At 51.4% G+C, this 23,040-nt stretch carries 27 protein-coding genes; 14 read left to right on the top strand and 13 right to left on the bottom strand.

Annotated elements, in window-relative coordinates; all coding sequences use genetic code 11:
* Both PKX57_RS00870 and PKX57_RS00865 read right to left on the bottom strand, forming a co-directional pair.
* On the bottom strand, positions 1 to 1,219 hold a 1,219-nt coding region (locus PKX57_RS00870), incomplete at its 3' end, for a S8 family serine peptidase (RefSeq protein WP_472415787.1).
* Positions 1,220 to 1,233: 14 nt separating this feature from the next.
* Positions 1,234 to 2,922: a hypothetical protein gene (locus tag PKX57_RS00865; protein ID WP_213922982.1), complete on the bottom strand. Its 1,689-nt coding sequence runs from the start codon at positions 2,920 to 2,922 to the stop codon at positions 1,234 to 1,236.
* Between the two features lie 248 nt (positions 2,923 to 3,170).
* Between PKX57_RS00865 and PKX57_RS00860 the strand changes: the two genes are divergently transcribed.
* Positions 3,171 to 4,076, top strand: coding sequence for an alpha/beta hydrolase (locus PKX57_RS00860; protein ID WP_472415785.1), 906 nt, complete (start codon positions 3,171 to 3,173; stop codon positions 4,074 to 4,076).
* Positions 4,077 to 4,128: 52 nt separating this feature from the next.
* Here PKX57_RS00860 and PKX57_RS00855 read toward each other — a convergent pair whose 3' ends face one another.
* The 7 genes from PKX57_RS00855 to PKX57_RS00825 all read right to left on the bottom strand — a co-directional run bounded on the left by PKX57_RS00855 (position 4,129) and on the right by PKX57_RS00825 (position 10,017).
* Complete coding sequence (locus PKX57_RS00855; protein ID WP_472415783.1) at positions 4,129 to 5,022, bottom strand: AraC family transcriptional regulator; 894 nt, start codon at positions 5,020 to 5,022, stop codon at positions 4,129 to 4,131.
* A 179-nt stretch (positions 5,023 to 5,201) separates the two neighbouring features.
* Complete coding sequence (locus tag PKX57_RS00850; RefSeq protein WP_214049092.1) at positions 5,202 to 5,912, bottom strand: DUF4332 domain-containing protein; 711 nt, start codon at positions 5,910 to 5,912, stop codon at positions 5,202 to 5,204.
* Between the two features lie 21 nt (positions 5,913 to 5,933).
* The gene (locus tag PKX57_RS00845; protein ID WP_214047498.1) at positions 5,934 to 6,875 is read right to left on the bottom strand and encodes a hexose kinase; all 942 of its coding nucleotides are present in this window, start codon (positions 6,873 to 6,875) and stop codon (positions 5,934 to 5,936) included.
* A 21-nt stretch (positions 6,876 to 6,896) separates the two neighbouring features.
* On the bottom strand, positions 6,897 to 7,583 hold the full coding sequence (locus tag PKX57_RS00840; RefSeq protein ID WP_213922591.1) for an RsmE family RNA methyltransferase: 687 nt from the start codon (positions 7,581 to 7,583) through the stop codon (positions 6,897 to 6,899).
* Between the two features lies 1 nt (position 7,584).
* The gene (gene serS / locus PKX57_RS00835; protein WP_472415781.1) at positions 7,585 to 8,853 is read right to left on the bottom strand and encodes a serine--tRNA ligase; all 1,269 of its coding nucleotides are present in this window, start codon (positions 8,851 to 8,853) and stop codon (positions 7,585 to 7,587) included.
* Between the two features lie 20 nt (positions 8,854 to 8,873).
* Positions 8,874 to 9,539 carry an OstA family protein gene (locus tag PKX57_RS00830; RefSeq protein WP_213922589.1) on the bottom strand — a complete coding sequence of 222 codons (666 nt, stop codon included), beginning with the start codon at positions 9,537 to 9,539 and terminating at the stop codon, positions 8,874 to 8,876.
* Positions 9,540 to 9,558: 19 nt separating this feature from the next.
* Complete coding sequence (locus tag PKX57_RS00825) at positions 9,559 to 10,017, bottom strand: MarR family transcriptional regulator (protein WP_213922588.1); 459 nt, start codon at positions 10,015 to 10,017, stop codon at positions 9,559 to 9,561.
* Between the two features lie 392 nt (positions 10,018 to 10,409).
* On the opposite strand from PKX57_RS00825, the gene PKX57_RS00820 reads away from it, so the two are divergent.
* Genes PKX57_RS00820 through prmC form a run of 5 tightly spaced genes read left to right on the top strand, consistent with a single transcriptional unit; the run spans position 10,410 to position 14,071 of the window.
* Complete coding sequence (locus tag PKX57_RS00820) at positions 10,410 to 11,111, top strand: ribonuclease HII (protein ID WP_472415779.1); 702 nt, start codon at positions 10,410 to 10,412, stop codon at positions 11,109 to 11,111.
* Positions 11,108 to 11,893: a nucleoside triphosphate pyrophosphohydrolase gene (gene mazG / locus PKX57_RS00815; RefSeq protein ID WP_470745507.1), complete on the top strand. Its 786-nt coding sequence runs from the start codon at positions 11,108 to 11,110 to the stop codon at positions 11,891 to 11,893. The genes PKX57_RS00820 and mazG overlap by 4 nt, the downstream gene beginning before the upstream one ends.
* The gene (locus tag PKX57_RS00810; protein WP_472415777.1) at positions 11,890 to 12,918 is read left to right on the top strand and encodes a peptidyl-prolyl cis-trans isomerase; all 1,029 of its coding nucleotides are present in this window, start codon (positions 11,890 to 11,892) and stop codon (positions 12,916 to 12,918) included. The genes mazG and PKX57_RS00810 overlap by 4 nt, the downstream gene beginning before the upstream one ends.
* Positions 12,915 to 13,214 (top strand): iron-sulfur cluster assembly protein, encoded by a 300-nt coding sequence (locus tag PKX57_RS00805; protein WP_213922585.1) that lies wholly within the window; start codon positions 12,915 to 12,917, stop codon positions 13,212 to 13,214. The genes PKX57_RS00810 and PKX57_RS00805 overlap by 4 nt, the downstream gene beginning before the upstream one ends.
* Positions 13,211 to 14,071: a peptide chain release factor N(5)-glutamine methyltransferase gene (gene prmC, locus PKX57_RS00800; protein ID WP_470745509.1), complete on the top strand. Its 861-nt coding sequence runs from the start codon at positions 13,211 to 13,213 to the stop codon at positions 14,069 to 14,071. Before PKX57_RS00805 ends, prmC begins: the two co-directional genes overlap by 4 nt.
* Here the strand turns inward: prmC and PKX57_RS00795 are convergent.
* On the bottom strand, positions 14,016 to 14,771 hold the full coding sequence (locus tag PKX57_RS00795) for an NAD-dependent protein deacylase (RefSeq protein ID WP_472413812.1): 756 nt from the start codon (positions 14,769 to 14,771) through the stop codon (positions 14,016 to 14,018). The genes prmC and PKX57_RS00795 overlap by 56 nt on opposite strands.
* Positions 14,768 to 15,355 carry a DUF4897 domain-containing protein gene (locus tag PKX57_RS00790; protein ID WP_472415775.1) on the bottom strand — a complete coding sequence of 196 codons (588 nt, stop codon included), beginning with the start codon at positions 15,353 to 15,355 and terminating at the stop codon, positions 14,768 to 14,770. Before PKX57_RS00790 ends, PKX57_RS00795 begins: the two co-directional genes overlap by 4 nt.
* 146 nt (positions 15,356 to 15,501) lie before the next feature.
* Here PKX57_RS00790 and trpS point away from each other — a divergent pair, with 146 nt between their 5' ends.
* From trpS to PKX57_RS00770, 4 genes are read left to right on the top strand one after another with little or no spacing between them, the layout of a single operon-like run.
* A complete protein-coding gene (gene trpS / locus PKX57_RS00785) occupies positions 15,502 to 16,485 on the top strand; it encodes a tryptophan--tRNA ligase (RefSeq protein ID WP_213922581.1) in 984 nt (327 codons plus the stop codon).
* Positions 16,479 to 17,186: a segregation and condensation protein A gene (locus PKX57_RS00780; protein WP_470745510.1), complete on the top strand. Its 708-nt coding sequence runs from the start codon at positions 16,479 to 16,481 to the stop codon at positions 17,184 to 17,186. Before trpS ends, PKX57_RS00780 begins: the two co-directional genes overlap by 7 nt.
* Positions 17,176 to 17,787, top strand: coding sequence for an SMC-Scp complex subunit ScpB (gene scpB / locus PKX57_RS00775; RefSeq protein WP_213922579.1), 612 nt, complete (start codon positions 17,176 to 17,178; stop codon positions 17,785 to 17,787). Before PKX57_RS00780 ends, scpB begins: the two co-directional genes overlap by 11 nt.
* Positions 17,699 to 18,442 carry a pseudouridine synthase gene (locus PKX57_RS00770; RefSeq protein WP_213922578.1) on the top strand — a complete coding sequence of 248 codons (744 nt, stop codon included), beginning with the start codon at positions 17,699 to 17,701 and terminating at the stop codon, positions 18,440 to 18,442. Before scpB ends, PKX57_RS00770 begins: the two co-directional genes overlap by 89 nt.
* 28 nt (positions 18,443 to 18,470) lie before the next feature.
* Here PKX57_RS00770 and PKX57_RS00765 read toward each other — a convergent pair whose 3' ends face one another.
* Both PKX57_RS00765 and PKX57_RS00760 read right to left on the bottom strand, forming a co-directional pair.
* The gene (locus PKX57_RS00765) at positions 18,471 to 18,776 is read right to left on the bottom strand and encodes a P-II family nitrogen regulator (protein ID WP_213922577.1); all 306 of its coding nucleotides are present in this window, start codon (positions 18,774 to 18,776) and stop codon (positions 18,471 to 18,473) included.
* A gap of 11 nt (positions 18,777 to 18,787) precedes the next feature.
* Positions 18,788 to 19,492, bottom strand: coding sequence for a DUF1538 family protein (locus tag PKX57_RS00760; RefSeq protein ID WP_213922576.1), 705 nt, complete (start codon positions 19,490 to 19,492; stop codon positions 18,788 to 18,790).
* 193 nt (positions 19,493 to 19,685) lie between these two features.
* Here PKX57_RS00760 and PKX57_RS00755 point away from each other — a divergent pair, with 193 nt between their 5' ends.
* Genes PKX57_RS00755 through PKX57_RS00740 form a run of 4 tightly spaced genes read left to right on the top strand, consistent with a single transcriptional unit; the run spans position 19,686 to position 23,014 of the window.
* Positions 19,686 to 20,522, top strand: coding sequence for an aldo/keto reductase (locus PKX57_RS00755; RefSeq protein WP_472415773.1), 837 nt, complete (start codon positions 19,686 to 19,688; stop codon positions 20,520 to 20,522).
* Positions 20,519 to 21,172 (top strand): cobalamin B12-binding domain-containing protein, encoded by a 654-nt coding sequence (locus tag PKX57_RS00750; protein ID WP_472413814.1) that lies wholly within the window; start codon positions 20,519 to 20,521, stop codon positions 21,170 to 21,172. Before PKX57_RS00755 ends, PKX57_RS00750 begins: the two co-directional genes overlap by 4 nt.
* A complete protein-coding gene (locus tag PKX57_RS00745) occupies positions 21,169 to 22,335 on the top strand; it encodes an FtsX-like permease family protein (RefSeq protein WP_213922573.1) in 1,167 nt (388 codons plus the stop codon). The genes PKX57_RS00750 and PKX57_RS00745 overlap by 4 nt, the downstream gene beginning before the upstream one ends.
* Entirely contained in the window at positions 22,328 to 23,014 is a 687-nt protein-coding gene (locus PKX57_RS00740; protein WP_470745513.1) for an ABC transporter ATP-binding protein, read from the top strand. Before PKX57_RS00745 ends, PKX57_RS00740 begins: the two co-directional genes overlap by 8 nt.
* Positions 23,015 to 23,040 lie beyond the last annotated feature (26 nt).

The raw sequence follows: 23,040 nt of genomic DNA, 5'->3' as shown, positions 1-23,040 counted from the left end.
ACTGGTAAACTGTCAGTCCCATATCCTTGTATTTCTGCTGGAGAATGGCGATCGCGCCCGAGACGTGCGGGCAGGCCATCGACGTCCCGCCGAAGTAAGCGTAGGGGAGTCCCGGATAGCTGTAATACTCCTCGGCCCAGAGCGGAATGGTCGAAAGGATCGTAGAATCACCTGGAGCGGCCACCGAGAGTTTGACGCTCCGGTTCGAAGAATAAGCTATCCCGTCGATGGCCGACGATGAGGCCACCATAACCACTCCCGGATAAACCGAAGGGTTGCGGACCTCGTTGACGTGATCGTTTCCGGCCGAGTTCACGAAGACCACCCCGGCCCGCGAAGCGTAACTTATCGCTTCGTAAAGTAAGGTCGAAAACCCCTTGCCGTCCCAGGAGTTCGAAAGTACCGTGGCCCCGTTATCGACGGCATAGACTATGCCGGCCGCGACGAACTCGTCGCCTATAAATTCGGGCTGGAAGATCGGTATATCCATCAACTTGGCTCCGGGCGCCACACCGGTGACACCGCTGCCGTTTTTTCTGGCCGCGATGATACCGGCGACGTGCGTAGCATGAAAACCGAAAGAGTAATCTATCTCCGGATCTATTATTGAACCCTTCAACGGGTCGTATCTGCTGACGATCTGGCCCTGAAGATCTGGGTGGGTAGAGTCGATGCCAGTATCGAGGATGGCGACGATTATACCTGTCCCATCGTATCCGGCATCCCAGACCTGTGGAGCGCGAATCTTCCTGATTCCCCAGAGGAACTGCTCGAAATTCGGGATCTCACCCGGAGCGGTCGGGACTGTCTGACCGGCCACACCGACCACTTCATCCAGCGAAGGCGCTATAAGTTCCATCTCGTAGTTGGGCTCTATATATCTCACCGCTCTCAATAGTTCGGGTTTCGATTCGAAGAGACCTTTCATTTGCTCCAGGGCATCCTCGAAAGTGGAATCGAAGCGCAGACCGACAGCCTTCAACACCTTTATATCGACCGTGACCTCCGCCCCGAGCAACCTGCAGATCTCTTCGACCACACCGTAATCGGAATACCCCAGAATGAGCCGGCCTTCAAGATGAGGTGCGCTCTGAAATTCTCTCCAGACGGTCTCGACATCTGCGATTATGGAATCCCCCGAAGGAAATTTAACACAGGAGGTGAATATTGAAACCAGCACAGCGACGACCACAAACAACTTGATTCTTTTCATTTTCATTTACACCACCCCCTTCAGTTGTCCTGCCAGGTCGTGAAACGGTTTAGATAATCGGCGTGATTGACGCGTAGATCCACGACATCGCTCTTGTCGATCGTCACAGAATAGACCATAGAATCCGGCGAACCGTTTCCGTCGCTGTCGTCGCCAGTATAACAGGCGTAAGCGTAGTCGAGGCCCCATTCATAGGTCTTGAAGGCTTCCAGACGGTCGAATGGGAACATCTCCATCTCCGTGTTCAACAGGAAAAACCAGTCCATGCCCCTGCCAGACCAGGAGGGATCGAGAAACTTCACCGATACCTGTCGGGGTCCTTCTGTAACGAAATCGAACCTCTCTAAATCCTGGTTAAGCGGGAAGATCAGCTGAGGACCACTCTGAACGGTGTCCCATATCATGCATGTGTAATGGTAAACGATCTCGTTTTCGTTCAGCAACCCCCCGTCAAGTACCGGCACCTTATTGTGATCTTTCTTATCTACAGGCGCCCAGCGCAAGACCGGCCGTCTCGAAACTCCCGTAGAGTTGTTCAACGGGGATATAAGCTTAACCTTGAAGATATCCAGCGGCACGAGCGACACCACGTTGCTGTCCTCCGACTCGCTCCCGTCAAGGTAGAGTGACCTCACTTTGTAGTAGTATCTCTTACCGGCCTCAATACCTATCCCGGAGTCAAAGAAATCTGGAGATTTCCTGAAGGCGACCTTTCTGTAAGTCACACCGTCAACGGAATGGTAGATGTTGTAACCCGCGAGGCCCACGTCATCTTGCGGTCTTTTCCAGGACAGTTTTATATAGATGTTTGTCTCTTCTTTCGAGATGGCCTCTCCATACTCCGCTTCATCTGGGGTGGGAGTCTCTTCAACGGTCTCTTCAGAAAGCGAACAGTACTCGAATCTCGTGTCGGAGGTAATGGAAAGCACAGAAAGGCCGGAGGGCGCAAATTTCTCGACCTGTGTGGTCTCACCATCGGCGAAATTTAGATAGATCACCTGGTCGAGCCTGGCTCTGTTGAAATCATAAACCACTACATGAATGGGCACTTCACCGGAATAGCCGTTCGAGGTGACGGTAAAAGTCATTTCCGACCTGTTTGCCGACATAAAATCGTATCCCATCTCCCAGGGTACGTACCCCACTCCTACATAGAGGCGGAACCAGGATTCATACTCCAGATCCGAGTCCAGTTTTACCTTGAAAAACGATAGACCGGTCGGATCCGTCGCCTCTCCCGTAACGCCAGATAGAACTATATCCAGATTGGGAAAACGCGAACTTTCGGGATCGACCATCGCCCTGCGGATGGCCATATCGGCCATTACCGGTCCGGTATCGATCTGCTCAGACAGAGAATGAAGCGGCACCTTCAACCCCTTCATGGCGCTTGTGGCCATGTCCTCTTTGCTGGCAACGATCGTGACCGTCCTCTCGTCTGCGTTCTCTTCTTCCAGATGCCACACTAGCTCTATAAACGCTTGACCTGACTCATTAGTCACACCCTCTCCTATAAGCTCGCCGCTCTCACCATCAAAGACCTCGACGGCCACGCCGGCTGCCACCGGACCCGTCACGTACTCCACGAAACTCACGAGCAACGTGTTGCCGTAAGTGAAAGACTCGTCGGGTATCGAAGGCTTCACACAGGAAGTCAAAACCAGCAGCACTAATATAGCCGTCAACAGAAACGCTTTACCTGTCCTCATCACAAAACCTCCACTACTGGAAATCTCTCGATCCTCTCAATTATACGATCACAAATCCGAAATACTTAATCTAGAGACTAATATATATGACATAACAGCAGAATCTTTACTTGCTGGAGAACCTCAAGGGCTCGTTAGCCGTTTGTTTTTTAGGGTTATGTTCCAAGCGAACATCAAATTGACTTCGGAGTATTCACGAATCAATATATCTCTCATCCCTGTTATACTGAACTGGAGGGGGTGTCTTTGTGAGAGTTAAGAGTTTTGCGATAGCGGCATTTTTGTTTTTCGTTGCTCTGGCCTTCTGTCAGACAGTCAGTCCTCAGTTCGTCGCAATCGAGAGAGCCGTCTCGTTCGAGAATGACGGTCAAACGCTGTGCGGGATTCTCACTTTGCCGGAGACCGGCGACAGGCCCTTTCCGGTGGTGCTCCTGCTCCACGGTTTCCTCGGTCACATGAACGACCTCGAGGTGGGGGGAACGGGCGGTTCGATGTACGAAATGACCGCCGAACATTTGGCCGGGGCCGGGCTCGCTTCTCTCAGGTTCGATTTCAGGGGTTCGGGTATAAGCGAGGGAAGCTGGGAAGAGACGACTTTCTCCGGTCAGATAAACGATACGATCGCCGCGATTTCCTTTCTTGAGAGCCTTCCGGAGATCGATAAGCGAAAGATCGCCGTTCTGGGCCTCAGTCAGGGCGGTCTGGTTGCGGCCTGTGTTGCGGCAAGGGACGTTCGGGTGAGGAGTGTCGTTCTCTGGTCGGCCGTTGCTATTCCCGTTTACACATATTCGGCCTTGCTGGGCGCCGATGCGGTGGGCTCGTCGATAAAAGCCGCGCCGGGTGAGCCGATCCTGGCCAGTATCTCGTGGGGAGGGACGACGGTGTTGAAAAAGGAGTTCTTCGACGAGCTTTTTACCGTAGACCCGGTAGCCGAGGTGGCACGCTACGACGGCCCGTTGATGGTGGTCTCGGGTCTCACCGACGCCATAGTCTTTCCTCAGCCGCAATCGGGAAGGATATTCATCGATTACCACGAAGGACCGGAGAGGCTGTTCCTTCAAAACTCCGGGCATATCTACGATCTGTTCGAGGGTAAAGACCATCTCGAAGAGGTTATAGACGAAAGTATTCAGTGGCTACTGGAGACCTTATAAAAATGGGGGATCTTATAAATATTATAAGATCCCCGTATAGCGTTATGAGTCGCTACGCCTTCTTTTTCAAGGGGATGTATATATCGAACTGGGAGCTTTCTTCACCGGTGAACCTGTCGTCGTAGAGTTCGAACTCGTTCAATCCGATGGGTTCATACTCCGAGTTCTGGAACCAGTTCCCGTAGATGTACTCATAGGTCTCCTGCAGGGTGTCGAGCCTGCCCTTATGGGTGAACACGGCGTAAGTGGCTTCCGGTATTTCGGCTCCCACCATTCCCTCGGGTATGTTGTCAAGGTCCGAAACGGCCACTGAGGCGATATAGTCGAACTTGCCGTCCACGAAATCCTCCTCACCGGTACACATCAGGCCGTAGCTTTCCATAACCGGTAGAGCGTTCCTGATTTCCCCTATCCTCTTCATAAATTCCTGCCAGAGCTTTGGGCAATTGTTCTTGGGATCGTTTCCGTAGTACTTCAGTCCCACTACTTTGAAGGCCTTTCGTTTTACGATTTTTGGTTCCATGTTTATCCCTCCCATCAGTCTTTCGATCCTTTTCTTTGTGAGCCGTTTCCTGTGAGTAAGTGTGAAATGCAGTCCCAGGCGCCTGTATTTACCGGGTGTAACGCAGTATCTACTCTTGAAAGCTCTCGTGAAGGATTCCTGCGAATCGTAACCACACTGGAGGGCGATCTCCAGTATCGACATCGATGTGCCAGCCAGTCTTTCGGCCGCCTCGCTCAGTCTTCTTCCCTTTATGTACCGGCCTATCGTCTCACCGACGGTGTAGTAGAAGATGCGTTGAAGATGGACCGGTGAATAGAAGATCTCAGAGCAGAGATCTTCCAGGGTTATCGATCGGAAAAGGTTCTCCTCAATATAGTCGATTACCGAGTTCACGCAGTCGATGTAGTCTTCTCTCATGGTAGATTCCTTTAGCGTCCTCAACCCTTCCCACCTCCACAGCCATGGCAGAAATAATTATACGGGGAAAGTCTGAGGGTTTTTTGATCGAAAGTATCACGATGGAAGTCAACTGTAAATTGCCTGCCGTGCTTGGGGTCTCCGGTTAAAGGCTCTCGCCGACGACGATCCCGGCAAAAGTCTGCCGGAAAAGTTCGAAGAGATCAATAGACCACGATTCTCTCGATGACCCTGGCCGATTCGACGGTATTTCTCACTTCTTTCGGCAGTGGAGCTATACCGTCGAAACCGGTCTCTTCTACGAACTTGATCAGCATCTCGCGGAGTTCCTGTGGATCCCACGATGCCAGTTTTTCAACCGTATCCACGCCAGCGTCGCAATAAAGCCGCGCCCTGATGCCCTTCATTCCAGGCATCCTGCTCAGGTCCGATAGTTTGACGTACTCTAGAATTCTCTCCATCTCTATGCCGGTTTTTCGGGTAAGGTTCTCTCTCAGTTCAGGCGTCTTTGCGGCATCTATCATCTGTCCAGCGTCGTGGATTCCGATAATGGCAAGCTTTTCGATATCTTCGGGATCTACGCCCCTGAAGTCTTCCAGCCTGAAAACCCTGCGGGTTTTGGAGATTTCCTCTTCTCTCAGATCGGACGCCAGTATTGCGAGCTCGCCTCTCGAGATGAAACTGTAGTACAGTGCGATACCGCGGAGTCTCTTCTTCAGAAGACCCCTGTCGTTTTCATGAATTTGCGAGAATTTCAAAAGATCGTCCCCGGTAGAGTTTTCGATAGTTTTGCCGCAGATCTTCAGCAGAAATTCCCGGTAGTAGTTCACGCTCGATACGAGATCGTCGATTACCTGTTGCTTTTTGCCTTTTTTCTTTAGAAAACTTTTGAAGCCACTCTCTTCAATAACCAAAAGCGACGCCTCCTTCGATCTCTATCTCCAATCCCTGATCTGGGCCTTTTTGTTCACTTTAACCTTCTCCATGATTTTTACGACGTCCTCGCGCCGGCACAGCTCGGTGCCCGGCGTCATGACCGTTGCGGCGCTGGCCGCTCCCGCCATTTTGAGGGCCGTTTCCACGGTGCCGCCCATCTCCCTGTACATGCAGTAAGCCCCGAGGAAGGAATCTCCCGCGCCGACCGCGCTTTTGACGGGTACTACCGGTACTTCGACTCTGTAGATTCTCCCCTCGATCATGGCCATAGCCCCTTCCTTTCCCATGGTGAGGAGAACTTCGGGTATGGAGTATCTCTCCGAAACCTCTCTCAAAGCCTCTTCGTAATCGCCTCCACTTTCCCTTCCCAGCAGCCTGTCGAGTTCGTGAGTGTTCGGCTTTATACCTGTTGGCGAGGCTTTGACGCCTTCGGCCAGAGGCTCTTTGTCGGAATCTATGTAGACTTTGATCTTTCTCCCGGTCATCCTCTCGCAGAGAACCCTGTAAATATCCTTGCCGATACCCCCGGGAACGCTGCCGCACATGAGCAGAGTGTCGCCCTCTCTTAGAAGTATGTCGAGGGTCTTGTGGAGTTTGTCTATCTCTCTTTCGCTCAGACCCGGTCCAGGAAGGCTTAATCTGTACTGCCCGCCGTCGCTTTCGATAAGTATGTTCATTCTGGTTTCGCCGTCGGTCCTGACCGAGGCGTAAACGACGCCTTCGTCGTTGAGCATCTCCTCGATCTCGTCGCCTATGCGCCCCCCTAGAAAGGCGATAGCCACCGAGTGGCCGCCCAGCTCGTTTATGACCCGGGAGACATCGACACCTTTGCCGGCAGGGTAATCTTTGATTTTATCGACCCTGACGGTATCGTCGGCGACCAGTTTGCCCGTGTAGAGATATCTGTCCAGAGCCGGGTTCAAAGTCAGTGTGAAAATCATCTTGCTTGCGCCACCTTTCCTCTATATTCTTTCGGTGTAGTCGTTCAATAGACCGAGTGCCACTATCACGGCCGTTTCCACCCTCAGTGTTCTCCTGCCCAGCGAGACTTTCGTGCTGGCGGCGGAGATCCCCGATATCTCTTCTTCTGTGAAACCGCCCTCGGGGCCGACGATCAGTCTTATCTTTCTTCTGGCGCCGAGCTCTTTCGAGAGTTCGCGGAGCGGCTTGCCCTGAAAGTCCAGGAGCAGATTGTGAGCTCCCGACAGATCGAGATTTCTTTGCAGCTCCACCGCCGGCAGGTATGGGTTCACGCTCTGCTTGGCGGCTTCTCTCACGACGGCCGTGTATCTGGAGAGTTTTTCACCATCCAGAAGCGCCACCGAGCGCCGGCTCTGGAAGAGTTCTATGCGATCTACCCCGAGTTCGGTCGCCTTCTCCAGTAAAATGCGAAGCCGCGGCCACTTCGTTGCGGCCACGGCTATTATTATCGTTCTGCCATCTCTTTCCACGAATTCCTTTTCGATTACCGTGCCGGTGGCTTCGTGCTTTTGGACTTCCTCCAGCACGAATTTGTAGATGCCGCCGTTGCCGTCCGTCCCTGTGAGTCTATCTCCCTTTTTCGCCCGTACCACTCTCAGGTGATTGGCTTCGATACCGTCGAGCCTTACGGTATCGCCCGAGACTTCCACGAAGAAGGCGTTGGGCAAACTATCCGATTACCTCCTGGCCCATGTAGGGAACGAGAACTTCGGGCACGTCTATCCTGCCGTCTTCTCTCTGGTAGTTTTCGATTATCGCCACGAGCGTTCTTCCCACGGCCAGTCCGGAGCCGTTGAGACAGTGAACGAACTTGAGTTTGTTATCGATGTCCCTGAACCTTATGTTGGCCCTCCTCGCCTGGAAGTCTTCGACGTTCGAGCACGAGGAGATCTCCCTATAGGTGTTGTAGGAAGGCAGCCAGACCTCGAGGTCGTAGGTTTTGGCCGAGGCGAACCCTATGTCTCCGGTGCAGAGCGCCACCACTCTGTAAGGCAGCTTCAATTTGCGCAACACGTCTTCGGCGTCGGCCGTGAGTTGCTCGAGCGCATCGTAGGAGGAGTCTGGGTGGGTGAACCAGACGAGTTCCACCTTGTCGAACTGGTGGACCCTTATCATGCCACGAACGTCCTTGCCGTAAGATCCGGCCTCTCTCCTGAAACAGGCGCTGTAGGCCGTGTATTTCTTGGGAAGCTCGCCGTCTATTATCTCCTCGCCATGCTGTGCGACCAGCGGGACCTCGGCGGTCGGTATCATGAACATATCGTCCGGCTCTATTCTATATGCCTCCTCTTCGAATTTCGGGAGCTGTCCGGTTGCAAGCATCGTCTCTCTCTTGACCATGAAGGGGAGGACTACCTCTTCATAACCCTTGCTGTGGTGCAGATCGAGCATGAAGTTCATTATAGCCCTCTCCAGGCGTGCAAGATCCTTTCTCAGTATAACGAAGCGTGCTCCGGAGAGTTTCGCTGCACGTTCGAAGTCTATTAGACCTGTCTCCGGGCCAAAGTCCCAGTGCGGTTTGACTTCGAAGGCCGGTTTTCTCGGTTCGCCCCAGGTCCTCACCACCACGTTGTCGCTTTCGCTTTTGCCAACAGGTGTTTTCTCCGACGGGATGTTCGGCAAATACAGCATCTTCTGGCGTAGCTCTTCTTCTATCTGGGAGGTTCTAATGTCCAGTTCCTTTACTTCGGAGGAGATTTCCTTCGCTTTATCCATGAGAGATTGCGCCCTGGAATCGTCTTTGCTGGCCTTGGCGCGGGCTATCTCGGAAGAGATGCTGTTTCTTTCGGCCTTCTTCTGCTCAACTATCTGTAGCGCTTCCCTTCTCTGCGCATCGAGCTGAAGTATCTCTTCCAGCAGCTCCTGTCCCATCTGTCGATTTTCTAGAGCTTTTCTTACCAGTTCGGGATTTTCACGGATCAGCCTGATATCTACCATAATTCTCCTCCTGCACCTCGCTAGAATACGAGTTCTATCTCGACGTTCAATCCTTTGAAGGAATCGTCTTCCGTATTGTACAACAATTCGGAGGCCCAGATCTTCCTGCTGTTTTTCTCGTCGTTCACGAAAACATTACCCTTCAGGTTGAGCATTCCCGTGTCTCCGTGGTATTCGAAGTAGAGCGTATCGACTTTGAGATCGCCCTTGTAGTCTATGAATATTAGTTCCGGAGTCGCGTCTTCCGTCTCCTTGGCGAAACCTTCGTAATACTCGTTTTTCTGGTCGAACTTGAGGATATCCGTTTTATATATGTAGATATCCTTTTCGCCTTCTTCCTTGGAATAGATCGTCGCAACGGGTACGTCCTTCATCAGGCCGGTCGAATTGTCCAGGTTGTAGTCGAGCGACAGCGCAGTTGCCTCGCCGGTCTGGAAGATAACGAACGTTTCGCCCCCGGTTATGAACGACTGCCAGTCGGTCGCGCCCTTAGTGACTGTTGCCAGGGGCGTCTCGACGTAGATGTCGCCGTCCTTGTTTATCATGACGTTTCCCAAAAACGTGAAGACTTCCTGTCTTTCCGTCGCGAGAAGCTCGTCGGCCTTTATGCGCACTGTTGACTGAGCTATGAGAATCACTGCAAACACGAGCGCAACAATCAAAAAGATTGGTAGTTTTCTTCTCATCTTTACCTCCGGTAAACGGTTATTCTGCCGTTTTTTTACTGTCCATAACTTCGAGAAGAAGGGAGACTATTTGCTCGAGGGATACAACCTGTTCGGTACTTATCTCTGTCATCACGGAACGAAGATATTCCACTCTTCTGTCGATAACCTTTTCGATGAGGGATTTTCCCGAACTGGAAATACCAATAATGAAGGATCTTCGATCTCTTTCAGAGCGTCTTCTTTCGATGAAGCCGGCATCTATGAGTCTTTTCACGAGGCCGGTAGTGGTACTCTTGGTTATCCCCAGATTGCGACTTATATCGCTCATCCTCTTTTCGCCCTGAAAGAAAAGTGTCTGGAGAACATCGAATTGCGCGGGAGTTATCGGAAAGTCCCTCAGAACCTTTCGACCTTCTCTTCTTATCCTTGTAGAAATGATTCGCAGATTTTTCTCCAGAGTTGCTGCATCCTCTTTTCTGACCTCACCTCGGGACATCTCCACACCTCCATACTCCCAAGCGTTGGTTTGGAATCGATACCTTACTGATAAGTTATTATAACACTTTCGGCCTGCTACATTATGACTGAGAGGGGGATAGAAACCGTTCAAAGGAACCGTGGTGGATGGTGTGTTGTAGGTGAGGGAGAGATGCCGGATCGGGGTCCGGCATGATGGGAAGAAAGAAGGACTGCCATCCAGAGTTCGCGTCTCGCCCTCTCTTATCTCTCTTCCTCTCTCTTTCTCTCTCCTCTTCTCGCTCTTTCCAAGGACGGGTCCACGCTCCGGGACGACTGACGAAGGACGGCTCTTCCCGCTCTTCCCACCCCTGTTATCGACGGTAAAATCCGGTTCGTGAAGGCAATCGAAGTCTGATGTATAATCGCCTTATGAGATCTTCAGAAGACTATGAAGCGCTTGAACGTTTTGATTCGACATTCATAGAGAGGTTTGGAACCGTCGCCGGGCTGGATGAGGCCGGCAGGGGTCCGCTGGCCGGTCCAGTGGTTGCCGCCGCGGTGATATTGCGCGGTCCGGTGAGGGGAGTCAACGATTCCAAGCTTCTTTCCGCGAAGGACAGGGAATCGCTTTACGGGGAGATAGCTGATCGCGCATATGTTGGGATCGGTCTCTCGACACCGGAGGAGATAGATCTTCTGAACATTCTTAACGCCACGAAACTGGCCATGAACCGTGCTCTTGACGGACTTAGCGTGAGGCCCTCTTACGTGATTATCGACGGGAAATACCTGAATTTGAAGATAAGGGGAAGGTGCATCGTGGGGGGCGACAGGTTGAGCGCCTCGATCGCCAGCGCGTCGGTGATGGCTAAAGTTTTCAGGGACAGACTGATGAACGATCTGGGGAACCTCTTTCCCGAGTACGGTTATGAACGGCACAAAGGATACGGAACCGAGAAACACCTGAAGGCCATCACAGTTTACGGCCCAAGTATGTGGCATAGATTGACGTACAAACCGGTAAGGGAAAGTGCAAGACCGGAACTGGTTTCGAGATGGTTGAGAGATAGCGCCGTGAACGAAGACCGGCTGTTCAGGGCTGGATTGCTTACTCCGGAGGTACTGAAGTGAATAATGGAGAATTGAAGGAAAACTGGTTGAAATTGATAGAGACGATGAAGAGGCTCCGTTCACCGGGAGGCTGTGAGTGGGATATAGCCCAGTCTCACGAAAGCCTAAAACCGTACATGATAGAAGAGGCTTACGAAGTTCTGGAAGCGATCGACAGGCGGGATGATGCCGAACTGGTCGAAGAGCTCGGAGATGTCATGTTACAGGTGATCTTTCACGCGCAGGTGGCGGCCGAAAGGGATGCTTTCGATATAAACGATGTGATAAAGGTTCTGACCGACAAGCTCGTGAGAAGACATCCACACGTCTTCTCTAGCTCCCCCGGTTACTCCTACCGCCAGTGGGAGAAGATCAAAGCGTCTGAAAAGGGTGAAGCGCCGGGACAGAAATCTTCGATCGGAAAGATCAACAGGGCTCTTCCGGCGCTCAGCCTCGCGCGTCGGGTACAGGAGAACGCCTCGGCCGTTGGGTTTGACTGGACCAAGATAGACGGTCCACGGGAAAAGCTCGACGAAGAGATAGAGGAAGTCGATCAAGCCGTGAAGTCTGGCGACAAGAAAAAGATAGAGGAAGAGATCGGAGATCTGCTCTTCACGGTCGTTAACTTCTCCCGCTTTCTCGATGTGGATCCCGAATCGGCCTTGAGAAAATCTACCGAAAAATTCGTGAACCGTTTCAATGAGATGGAGAGTCATATTGAGAAGTACGGTTTAGAAATAGAAGGCATGACCATAGATGAGCTGAATCATCTGTGGGAAAAAGCGAAGGAGGGTACAAATTGAAGAGGCTGCTTATCGCTGTCCTGTTTATACTTTCTACTGTTATCCCCGTTATTGCTCAGACCGAGAATGCTTCAGACGATACCGTGGCGGCCACGGTGAACGGTGAAATCATTTATATGGATACCTTTCTTTCAAAGGTTCTGCCGAGTTATACGGAGATCTCGAAGCGTATAGAAGAAGTCGATCCGGTCTTTTCCGATCTACTTCTCAACACTCAGGCCGGTCAGAATTTGCTGGCAGAATACGAGAAGAGATCTCTCGAGACTCTGATCGAAGAGACGCTGGTGATGCAATACGCTCAGTCGGTTGGAATCGAGATAGATATTAAGGCAATAAGGGAAACGGTCAACAAATCCATCATGGATACGCTCACAGAGCTGAATATAGCAAAATCCGACGCTGATCTTTTCTATATACTCAAGGGCTACATAGACGGTCTTGCGTCCTACGAGTCGAAGGTCGTCAGAGATCTGGCCTACAGAGAAGTCCTGAACACCCTTTATCTAGCCGTTACGGAAAACGCGACATTGAGCGAGGATGAAGTCATTCAGTACTACCAGGCCAATTCCTCCAGATACGCGGTGGAGGAAGAGAAAGTTACCATTAAACTCCTCCTGTTCGATTCCTTCTCGGAAGCTTATTCCGTCTGGAAAGTAGCTTCCAGGGATTCTAATCCGGCCGCGGTACTGGACACCTTCCCCGACGTTCAGAGTAAGAGTTATACAAGGCAGGAGATCGAAAGCGTCAACCCCGAGCTTGTGAGATCGCTATTCAAAGCCACCAAGGGTGAGTTACTTCCTTCGGTTGTGACGATGGACAACAGATACGCGGTTATCTACCTGGTTTCCTATACACCGGCCGGCACCAAAAGTGTGGATGAAATGCGCAGTGAGATAGAAGAAACCCTTATCAACGAGAAGAGGGACCTTCTCTGGAAGAGCTGGAGAGAAAAAGAATTCGAACCGTTCAAGCAGAATTCAACAATTACGAGATATTACGATAACAGCGAAGGAGAACAGTCTTGAAAATAACTAAAGAGAAAGTGATGGAGGCCCTGAGTCAGGTTTACGACCTGGAGATAGGTTTCGATATCGTCTCGCTCGGCCTCATATACGGAGTGGAAGTAGAAGACAGCAACGTGAAGGTGAAGATGACAATGACCACACCCATGTGCCCTCTGGCAGGCTTGATGCTTGAAGACGCCAGGAGAAAGGTCAGTGAGATCGAAGGAATAAATGACGTGAAGATGGAACTAACTTTCGACCCACCCTGGACTCCCGAGATGGCTAGCGATGATGTGAGGAAGATTCTGGGGCTTTGAAAGCGAAAGAACTTCTAAAAAACTGCATAGAGAGACTCGACAGAGCGGGGATCGACTGTTCCCGCTCTGTTGTTCGTCTCCTCTTCAAAGAACTCCTCTATTTAAGCGACAGCGAAATTATCCTCGGAACGGTGGAGGTACCCCACCGATTGTGCCTTTCTATGAAAGGCGCGATAGAAAGGTTAATCGAAGGGGAGCCTCTGGACTATGTTGTTGGCCGGCGGAATTTTCTCGGTGTCTGGTTGAAGTTGAATAATTCGGTCCTCATACCCAGACCGGAGACCGAGGAGCTGGTGCAGATGGTTATCGACAGAGAGAGAGATTCGACCGTCTTCGCCGATGTGGCCACCGGAAGCGGCGCCATAGCCTGCGCGCTGGCCAGCCATCTTTCTCACTCTCGCGTTTTTGCCAGCGATCTGTCTCTGGCTGCGCTGGAAGTTGCCATGGAAAACGCCGCCAAAAACGGTCTGAGCAATATACGCTTCTACCACGGGGACAATCTGGCCGCCCTGGAAGACTTCCTGGAAGAGATAGAGGTAATAGTGTCCAATCCGCCCTATATAAAGACTTCCATGCTGAAATCGCTCGACAGGAAAGTGGCGGGATACGAACCCCTCCTGGCGCTCGACGGTGGCAGCGACGGGCTTGATTTTTACCGTGAGTTTTTCAAACATCTCCCTGAAGGGAAGCGGGTCTATCTGGAGATCGCTGAGTACAGCGTGAAGGGATTGTCCGAGCTGGTGGCTCCGCTGAAAAACTACGAATACTCTTTCGAAAAGGATTTTTACGGGTCTTACAGATTCATGTTCCTCCATCCAGAAGGGCGAGAATCTCGCCGGAGAACTCCTCGAGAGTGACATTGAATATGTTATCGGCCATATAGTCCAGGCCTGTTGAATCCCTGTTAACTATCGCCAGAATTGCGCCGGAGGACTTGGCTATCACGGGAAACTGCGCCGCTGGATAGACAACCAGCGAAGAACCCATCGCCACGAAAAGCTCCGAATCGATCGCAGCACGCTCGGCCCTGTTAATGGCCTCGATTGGGAGTGTCTCGCCGAAAAAAACGATGTCGGGCTTTATCAGTCCCGAACAGTTACACCAGGGAACTTCGCTCTCCTCAAACAACTTTTCCAGCTCGTCTTTGGAATAACTCCTGTGGCATTTCATGCAAGAGAAAGAAGAGACGCTTCCATGAAGCTCTATAACATCTTTAGCGCCGGCGCGTTGCTGCAGGCCATCTATGTTCTGAGTTATTATCTCTCCTATCATGCCTTCGCGCTGGAGCCTGGAAAGCAGAAAATGAGTGGGATTGGGTTTTCTGTCTGCCATCGTGTGTATTCTCTCTTGCGCGATTTTGTAGTATTCGGCAGGGTTATCTAGAAAGAAATCCAGCTCGAAAACCTCCGGAGAGACTTTGCTGTAAAGCCCATCCGGACTCCTGAAATCGGGGATACCGCTGGCCACAGAGACACCGGCGCCGGTCAGGACGACAGTCTTGTGCGAATTCCTGAGTAGCTTCAGGAAAAAGGCCGCTTCATCCGTCGTATTTCTCACTGGCCGAACCTGACCTTCGGGAAGGGCGTTTTTCCGGTGTTGCTCCATATGAAGATGTTTCCTCCTATTGTGCTGCTCGGTTCCGGCTCTACGCTAACAACCTTAGCACCGACCGGAATTGTCAAAGTCAGCGACGACTCTACACCCGTGAGATCGAACTCCATATCGCCCATGTCCGTATTTACAATGCCTTCCTCAACTGCAGAAAAGCCCGCTATTACGGCGTGCTCGACCACTTTTACCCGGTTGGAACCCAGCACCGTTGCAGTTGACTGGAAGTCTTCCACCGTCATGATCCTCTTGAAACTCTCGGCGAACTTGGTGATGGACTCCTGGAAATCAGCCTGTTGCTGCTCTTTAGGCTTTTCGTACTGCTCGAGAAACTGTGTCATCTGATTAGGTTTGTTGAAGAGGATCTCAGTCTCTATATCCAGTGTAGCGCGACCTTCATAATCGTATGTATAGTTGCTCGAAGAGGAAAGCGTTTCGATATCCAGCCTGTTGTTGAAGGCCATAAACATATTCACGGCGGTCATACCGACCATGACCACGACGAGAATGATTAGAAGGGTGTTGAATTTCATATATTACCTCCCGATACCTGTTTTTTTATAGTAAACCCTCAAATATGATAACATCATTCTGTGCTAAAATACATTGTAAGAACTTTACCGTACCGGCTTGACCGGACATCGTATAGAGTCAGAGTTTCGGGTTTGGAGGGATTTCAGTGCGGATTCTCAGTGGCATGCGCTCTACCGGCAGACTTCATCTGGGCCATTTTGTAACGCTTGAAAAGTGGAAGGAGCTTCAGGACAGCGGGAACGATTGTTTCTACTTCGTTGCCAACTGGCACGGATTGACTTCTCATATAGACGTCGCGGAAAATTTCAAGGAGTGGACACTGGATATAATCAGGACTTATGTAGCCGTGGGGCTCGACCCAGAGAAGTCCGTTCTCTTCATACAGTCGGCGATAAAGGAGCACGCCGAGCTCTTTGTTTACTTCTCAATGCTCATTCCCGTATCGAGACTCGAGAGGGTTCCCACCTACAAGGATCAAAAAGAGCAGATTTTGGACAGGGATCTTTCGAGCGGGGGCTTCCTCCTCTACCCGGTCTTGCAGGCTGCCGATATACTCATGTATCTCGCCAATGGCGTTCCCGTGGGAGAGGATCAGATTTATCACGTTGAATTGACGAGGGAAGTGGCGCGTAAATTCAACAATCAGTTCGGCGAGGTCTTCCCCGAACCGGAGCCGATCCTGGCGAAGGTTCCCAAACTGCCCGGTACCGACGGTCGAAAGATGTCCAAAAGCTACAACAACTTCATACTCATAGATACCGACGAGAAGGAACTGTGGAAAATGCTGGCCCCCATGATGACCGATCCGGCCAGAAAACGCAGGACCGACCCCGGCGATCCAGAAAAATGTCCGGTCTGGGATTACCATAAAGCCTTCACCACCTCACAGAGCGAGAAGGACTGGGTGGTGAATGGTTGTAAAACCGCCGGAATCGGCTGCCTTGACTGCAAGAAGCTATTGCAGAAGAACCTGGTGACCAGCCTCTCGCCGGTCTGGGAGAAACTGGCCTATCTGAAGGACAACCCACAGGTGGTCGATAGAATAATAGAGGAAGGCAACTCAAGGGCCCGCGCCATTGCGCAGGAAACTATGCGCAAAGTGTTGCAAGCGACGAAGCTGGGGTGGTAGAAGTGGAGCAGCTGCAGCTGGTCTTCAATTTACCGGAATTTGAAGGACCGCTCGACCTGCTACTATATCTAGCCAAAAAACACCGGGTCGATATTCGCTCGATACCGATAACCTTCATAGCCGATGAGTTCATAGCCCACATAAACAAGATGAAATCTCTGGATATGGATATTGCTTCCGACTTCCTGGTGATGGCCTCCACTTTGATGGAGATGAAGTCCAAAGCCCTGCTCCCCAGGTTGAGCGACAAGGAGGCGGAGGTCTTCGAGAATCAGCAGAAGGAACTCTTCAGGAGAGTCGAAGAGTACCAGACCGTGAAGGAACTTTCCAAACGTTTCAGAATAAAGCTTTACGATTCCTACAGCTACGAGAGAGCCATGGCGAAGCCCGCCGTTGAAGCCGATAGGGGCGACGAGCTGCCCGACAAACTCATGATCGCTTTCAAATCGATACTGAAAGAAACTGCTTTGAGAGACAGAGTGTACACGATAGTCGCCGAAAGCGTGAGGCTTGAAGACAGGATGCAGCAGATAGAAGGGCTTTACGACAGGATAGAGCTGTACGAATTCCTGAGGGAGCTCGAAAGCAGGTCGGAAATAATAGTTTCCTTTCTCGCCATCCTTGAGCTTCTAAAACTCAACAGATACATACTCGAGAGCCTGGAACCTCTGGTAATCAGGAGGCGTTCACATGAACGATGAACTCTCCAGAAAAGCCGTGATAGAGGCTCTCATATTCTCGGCCAGGAACGGTATAGAGCCCAGGAAGATCGCCTCGATCGTGGGGATGAAGCTAAACCAGGTAACACTCCTTCTGGACGAAATCGAGAGCGATTACGCCACTTCCGAACACGGAGTGATGATAAAATCCATCAACGGCAAGTTGAGGTTCTACACCAAACCCGAGCTGCAAAACTACGTGAGCCAGATATCCACCAGACCGATAGTCAGTATAACCGACACCCAGATGGAGGCCCTCGCGATCGTCGCGATAAAGGGGCCCCTCACTAAGAACGACGTGGAACTAATCAGGGGCCGTTCTACACAGAACCAGCTCCTAGAGTTATCTAAGATGGGGTTGATCGGCAAGAGGAAATCCAAGCTGCCGGGCCGCCCGTATCTTTACAGAATAACGAAGAAATTCTACGATCTCTTCCAGCTGGAAGATCTTTCGGAGATTGTCCAGGGCCTTTCCCTGGGCGGAGGAGAGGAAATTGAGACTGCAGGAGATACTGTCCCGGCTGACGGGTCTGTCCAGGAGAAAATCGACACAGGCGATACTGGACGGGAGAGTCAGGATTGACGGGGAAGTCGAGAGGTACCCCAGACGGGAGCTCGATCCGCAAAGCTCGTCGATCGAATTCGACGGCAAGTCCCTGGAATTCAAAAAACAGGCCACGGTTGTCTATTTGATCAACAAACCGGCCGGATATCTCAGCGCCATGACTGACGATCGCGGCCGGAAGACGCTCTCGGACCTTATAGCCGGGAAGATAGAAGAGCGCGTCTTCCACGTCGGGAGGCTCGACCAGGGAACTTCCGGACTGCTAATTCTGACCAACGACGGAGACCTGGCCCATCTCGTTTCGCATCCCGCCTCGGAGATCGAAAAGACCTACCTTGTCAAAATACGCGGAAAACTCGATGACGCTCAATTGCAGACCGTCAGAGACGGGATAACTCTGGAGGATGGTTTTACCACTTCGCCCGCAAGAATCAGGTTAGTCAGAAGCGACAGAGAGACCACAACTCTGAGGTTGATACTTCACGAAGGTCACAAACGAGAGATAAGGGAGATGTTCAAAGCCCTGGGAAAGAGCGTTGTTAGCCTCGTAAGGGTTTCGATCGGCGGTCTCGACATATCGCTGGTGCCCAGACCCGGAGAGATAAAAAAGCTTGGCAAAAAGGAGATCGAGCTGATCAAAATGGGTTCGAAAAGAAAGAGTCAGGAACGATAGGAGACACGGCAATTTGTCCGTATCGCTTTCACAATCTGCCTACCATTTTCGGGACATCCAGCACGAAAGCTATTCCCTTTCCGTCCTCTTCCAGCTTTCCCGAATCGACAACGGCCTGGAATATACCATCCAGATCACTCTTCTTTGTGAGTATGAGTATGATCTCCTTCGAAGACTCCACGTTTATGTGCAGGAACTTCCTGATTTCGTTGTCGCTCGTGCCCCTTCCGAAGCTCACGGTTGCCCCTCTGGCTCCGGCGGCCCGTGCGGCCTTTACTATCTCCTCGGCCCTTCCTCTTTCGATAATCACGATTATCGCGCAGACATCACTCACAGTATCCCTCCTCAGAAGAACCTCATCACGGTGCCCAGAAAGAGAATCGACATGGCCGCGCCCATGAATGCAAACCCGACCAGCCCGAATCCGTTGAGCAGAGGGTCGCTGCCCTGAATGACCGAAGAAAGGCCTATCGAGATCGCCACGGTTATCGGTATGTTCACCGGTCCGGTCGTGGCGGCCGCGACGTCGAAGGCTATGCCCACCATCTCTTTGCTGGAAAGTATCACAAGCACTGTCATCGCTACCAGAAAAGGAACCATTATCGTCTTGATAGAAGTGCCGCTCACGATCTTGAAAACCCCCAGAGCCATGCCGAGCCCGAAGCCCACCGCCGCGGAGTAGGTGATCGAGGCCGAGGGTATAGTCCCGGTAGAGACTTCCTCGATTTCCAGCGAGGTCGAAGTCAGGGCCGGTTCGACCAGGGTTGCCAGAAAGCCCAGCATAAAGGCTATGACTATTATCAGAAGAACGTTGTCCAGAGCCACGATGCTCCTGCCGAAAGAGCTGCCCAGAGGTATGAGGGAGATAGAGGCTCCTTTGAGAAACAGAAAAAGACCGAATACGCTCAGCACAATACCCAGAAACAGACTCTTAAGGTCTCCGAGTGGCTTTCTGAAGACCACGGCCTGGAAGATTATTAGAAAGCCCGCAAGAGGGATGACAGAGCGAACGATCATCCACAGGTTTTTTATCAGTTCGGCTACTTTCATTGGCGGCAAAACCTCCGATCAAACGACCATGACAGATCGCTTCTCCGTAATATTTTACCATTCTTTGTCGGTCTTCCGTAAAAAGAATCCAACGACAGGCATTCAACGTTACAAATTGAATATTTCGAATGGCTCTTTGCCATTATTGCGGGCTTCGTTAGCATAATGTAAAATCGATTAAAGGGGTGAAAATATGATATACAGGCAACTCAAAAATAGCGGTGTGAAAATAGCCGCGATAGGTCTGGGAACATGGGCGATCGGAGGCAGGGAGAGTCCGGACTCCTCCAGGGACGGGGAGTACGTAGATACCATCGCACGTGCGATAGAGATGGGTTACAATCACATAGACACCGCGGAATATTACGCCGGAGGCCATACCGAGGAGTTGATAGGGGAAGCCATAAACCTCTTCGACAGGCGGGAGCTCTTTCTGGTCTCCAAGGTCTGGCCGACGCACCTGAGAGAGAAAGATCTGCACAAAGCGCTGGATGGTACGCTCAAAAGGTTACGCACCGACTATGTCGATATGTATCTGGTTCACTGGCCCAATCCCGACGTGCCTCTGGGCGAGACCATGAAGGCGATGGCAGACGAGGTCAGGGCCGGAAGAACCAGGTTCATCGGCGTTTCGAACTTCGATACAAACCTCCTCAAGAAAGCGATCGCCGTCTCGACGGAACCTATCGTCAACAACCAGGTTCTTTTCAACATCGAGGATCGTCAGGCGATGTATGAGCTGCTACCATTCTGTCAGAGTGAAGGCATAACCCTCACAGCTTATTCTCCCCTGAAGAGAAATCTTGTGAGCGAATTCACCGGGCAGGCACTTGAGAGATTGGCGGAGAAATACTACGCCTCTCCTCAGCAGATAATGCTGGCCTGGCTTCTAGGAAAGGAAGGAGTAATAGTGATACCGAAAGCGGAAAAAACCGATCATCTGAAATCGAACATCGATTCGAAGAACATCGTTCTGACTCCGGAGGATATGAAAATGCTCGACGGATTAGAGGGAGGTGCGCTCGTTTGAAAGCGCTCTATGAAGAATTCAAAAAGGCTCTGGACGAACAAAACAAAGACAGAGCGGTCGAGATCTGTATCAAAGCCATCGATGAAGAAAAAACGGACATTCCCGGGCTTTATCTTCATATATTGACCCCTGCCCTGAACGAATGGGACTGTGATTACGAGGTTGACAGGCTCTGCATATGGAACGAACATGTGAGAAGTTCCATCGTCAGAACGGTAATGGAGTGTTGCTACCCCTATATCGCGCGCAAGAGAAGGGAAAGGTCCAGTGATGGGAGAAGTCCTAAAGTTGCCGTCGTCTGTCCGGTGGAGGAGTACCACGAAATTGGAGCAAGAATGGTCGCCGATATCTTCGCGTTGGCCGGTTACGACGTCACGTTCGCCGGCGCGAACACACCGCAGGATTCCTTTCTCGAGGCCATGAAGGTTTTAAGGCCGCTGTACGTGGCCGTTAGCATATCCAACTACTACAACCTGATAAGCGGCCGGTGTGTCATTTCGCAAATCAAGCAGTGGACGCCCCAATCCAGGATAATTGTGGGGGGGAATGCCTTCAAGAACAACCCCGAATACTGGAAAGAGATCGGCGCCGACATTTATCTCACCGATCCGGTCGAGATTCTGAAGATGGGGGAGCGTGATCTCAAATGAAACTGGCCCTGTCGATAGCCTTCAGGTTTATTTCCTCCAGCAAGGCGCAGACCTTGCTTATAATACTCGGAATCGCCATAGGGGTCTCGGTCCAGGTCTTCATAGGGTCGCTGATCCAGGGTCTCCAGAAGGATCTGGTAAATACAACCATAGGTAACTCGTCGCAGGTTACCATAACGTCGAATACTTCGGACAGGAAGATAGATAACTGGCAAAAGATACTGGAAGAGGTGGAGTCTATACAGCTGCCAACACCCCTGACGGCGCTCTCAGCCAGCGCAGACGTTCCGGTCTTTATAAGCAGTGGCGATCGCACGATTTCCGTCCTCCTCAGAGGGCTTCAGTTTCCGCAGGCAAATTCGATATACGGTATCGATGCAAAAATTATCGAAGGGGAGCTCCCTAAGACGGCCGGCGAGGTTCTGGTCGGTAAAGATCTGAAAGATGAGCTCGGTCTTCAAAAGGGCGGTCAGATAACCATAATAACCCCCGACAGGTCCATCGAAACTCTAAGGATAGCGGGAGTCTTCGATCTGAAAGTGGCGAGTCTGAACAAGTCGTGGCTGATTTCGTCAATCTCGACATCCCAGGGTGTCGGCAAGCTTGGCGATTCCGTAACTTCGATCGAGATGCAGGTTGAGGAAGTTTTCAAGGCCGACGAAGACGCCACTGCTATAGCATCGGCACTGGCTGACGCGAAACTGGACGTCACCAACTGGAAGGCGCAGAACGCGGATCTACTGACCGGCCTCAACGGGCAGAGCATATCGAGCATAATGATACAGGTCTTTGTGATAATCGCCGTTTCGCTTGGAATAGCGAGCGTTCTCGCGATAACCGTTGTCCAGAAATCCAGACAGATAGGTATTCTGAAGGCTATGGGTTTGAAGGATTCAGTTTCCAGCCAGGTCTTCCTCTTCCAGGGATTGTCTCTCGGGATAATCGGCGCGGTCGTCGGTATAGCCTTTGGCTTCCTGCTTATACTGATGTTCAGCACCTTCGCGGTCGGTCCCGACGGCGAGCCGGTCGTCGGTATCTACGTGAACTACGGATTTATCATGTTATCGGCCTTCATAGCCATCGGCGCCTCAACCATAGCCGCGCTCATCCCGGCCAGAAGATCGTCGAAACTCAGCCCCGTCGAGGTGATAAGGAATGGCTAATATAATCGAATTGAAAGAAGTTAGAAAGGTGTACGGAACTGTAATCAAGACCGAAGTTCTTCACGGGATCAACCTGAGTTTCGAAGAAGGCTCCTTCAATTCTATCATCGGCCAGTCCGGCAGCGGGAAATCCACCCTCATGAACATCATGGGTACTCTCGATCTTCCAACCAGCGGCGAGATAACCATAAACGGTAAAAGGACCGACACCATGAGCAAGAACGATCTGGCGGCCGTCAGGAACGAGACGGTAGGGTTCATATTCCAGTTTCACTACCTGCTACCGGAGTTCACTGCCTTCGAAAACATATTGATGCCATACAAAATAAAGTCGCTCCGATCTTCGAGAGAAGTAATCGAAAGGGCTAAAGAACTCATGGAAGTAGTCGAAATAAGCAAGGTGAAAGATAACCTCGCCCCCAACATGTCGGGCGGTCAGCAGCAGAGAACGGCCATTGCGAGGGCGTTGATCAACAATCCAAAAGTGATACTTGCCGACGAGCCCACGGGAAACCTGGATTCCGATACGTCGGCCAAGGTGTTCAGACTGATGCGCGATCTGAACGCTAAATACGGAACGACTTTCATAGTGATCACGCACGATAGAAGGATCGCCGAAGAGACCGACAGGGTAGTTGAAATAAGAGACGGCAATATATTCAACGATGTGAGAAGATAGTCGAGAACCGTTTGCCGGAGGCCGGG

This window comes from Mesotoga sp., from assembly GCF_035363035.1.
Taxonomy (GTDB): Bacteria; Thermotogota; Thermotogae; order Petrotogales; family Kosmotogaceae; genus Mesotoga.
This window is presented reverse-complemented; position numbering and strand designations above follow the sequence as displayed.

Coding starts and splice junctions, on each gene's coding strand:
- PKX57_RS00845 (WP_214047498.1), bottom strand. CDS start 6,875: ATGATTTTCACACTGACTTTGAACCCGGCTCTGGACAGATATCTCTAC.
- PKX57_RS00865 (WP_213922982.1), bottom strand. CDS start 2,922: ATGAGGACAGGTAAAGCGTTTCTGTTGACGGCTATATTAGTGCTGCTG.
- serS (WP_472415781.1), bottom strand. CDS start 8,853: ATGGTAGATATCAGGCTGATCCGTGAAAATCCCGAACTGGTAAGAAAA.
- PKX57_RS00745 (WP_213922573.1), top strand. CDS start 21,169: ATGAAACTGGCCCTGTCGATAGCCTTCAGGTTTATTTCCTCCAGCAAG.
- PKX57_RS00830 (WP_213922589.1), bottom strand. CDS start 9,539: ATGAGAAGAAAACTACCAATCTTTTTGATTGTTGCGCTCGTGTTTGCA.
- PKX57_RS00790 (WP_472415775.1), bottom strand. CDS start 15,355: ATGAAATTCAACACCCTTCTAATCATTCTCGTCGTGGTCATGGTCGGT.
- PKX57_RS00760 (WP_213922576.1), bottom strand. CDS start 19,492: ATGAAAGTAGCCGAACTGATAAAAAACCTGTGGATGATCGTTCGCTCT.
- PKX57_RS00825 (WP_213922588.1), bottom strand. CDS start 10,017: ATGTCCCGAGGTGAGGTCAGAAAAGAGGATGCAGCAACTCTGGAGAAA.
- PKX57_RS00740 (WP_470745513.1), top strand. CDS start 22,328: ATGGCTAATATAATCGAATTGAAAGAAGTTAGAAAGGTGTACGGAACT.
- scpB (WP_213922579.1), top strand. CDS start 17,176: ATGAACGATGAACTCTCCAGAAAAGCCGTGATAGAGGCTCTCATATTC.
- PKX57_RS00820 (WP_472415779.1), top strand. CDS start 10,410: ATGAGATCTTCAGAAGACTATGAAGCGCTTGAACGTTTTGATTCGACA.
- PKX57_RS00755 (WP_472415773.1), top strand. CDS start 19,686: ATGATATACAGGCAACTCAAAAATAGCGGTGTGAAAATAGCCGCGATA.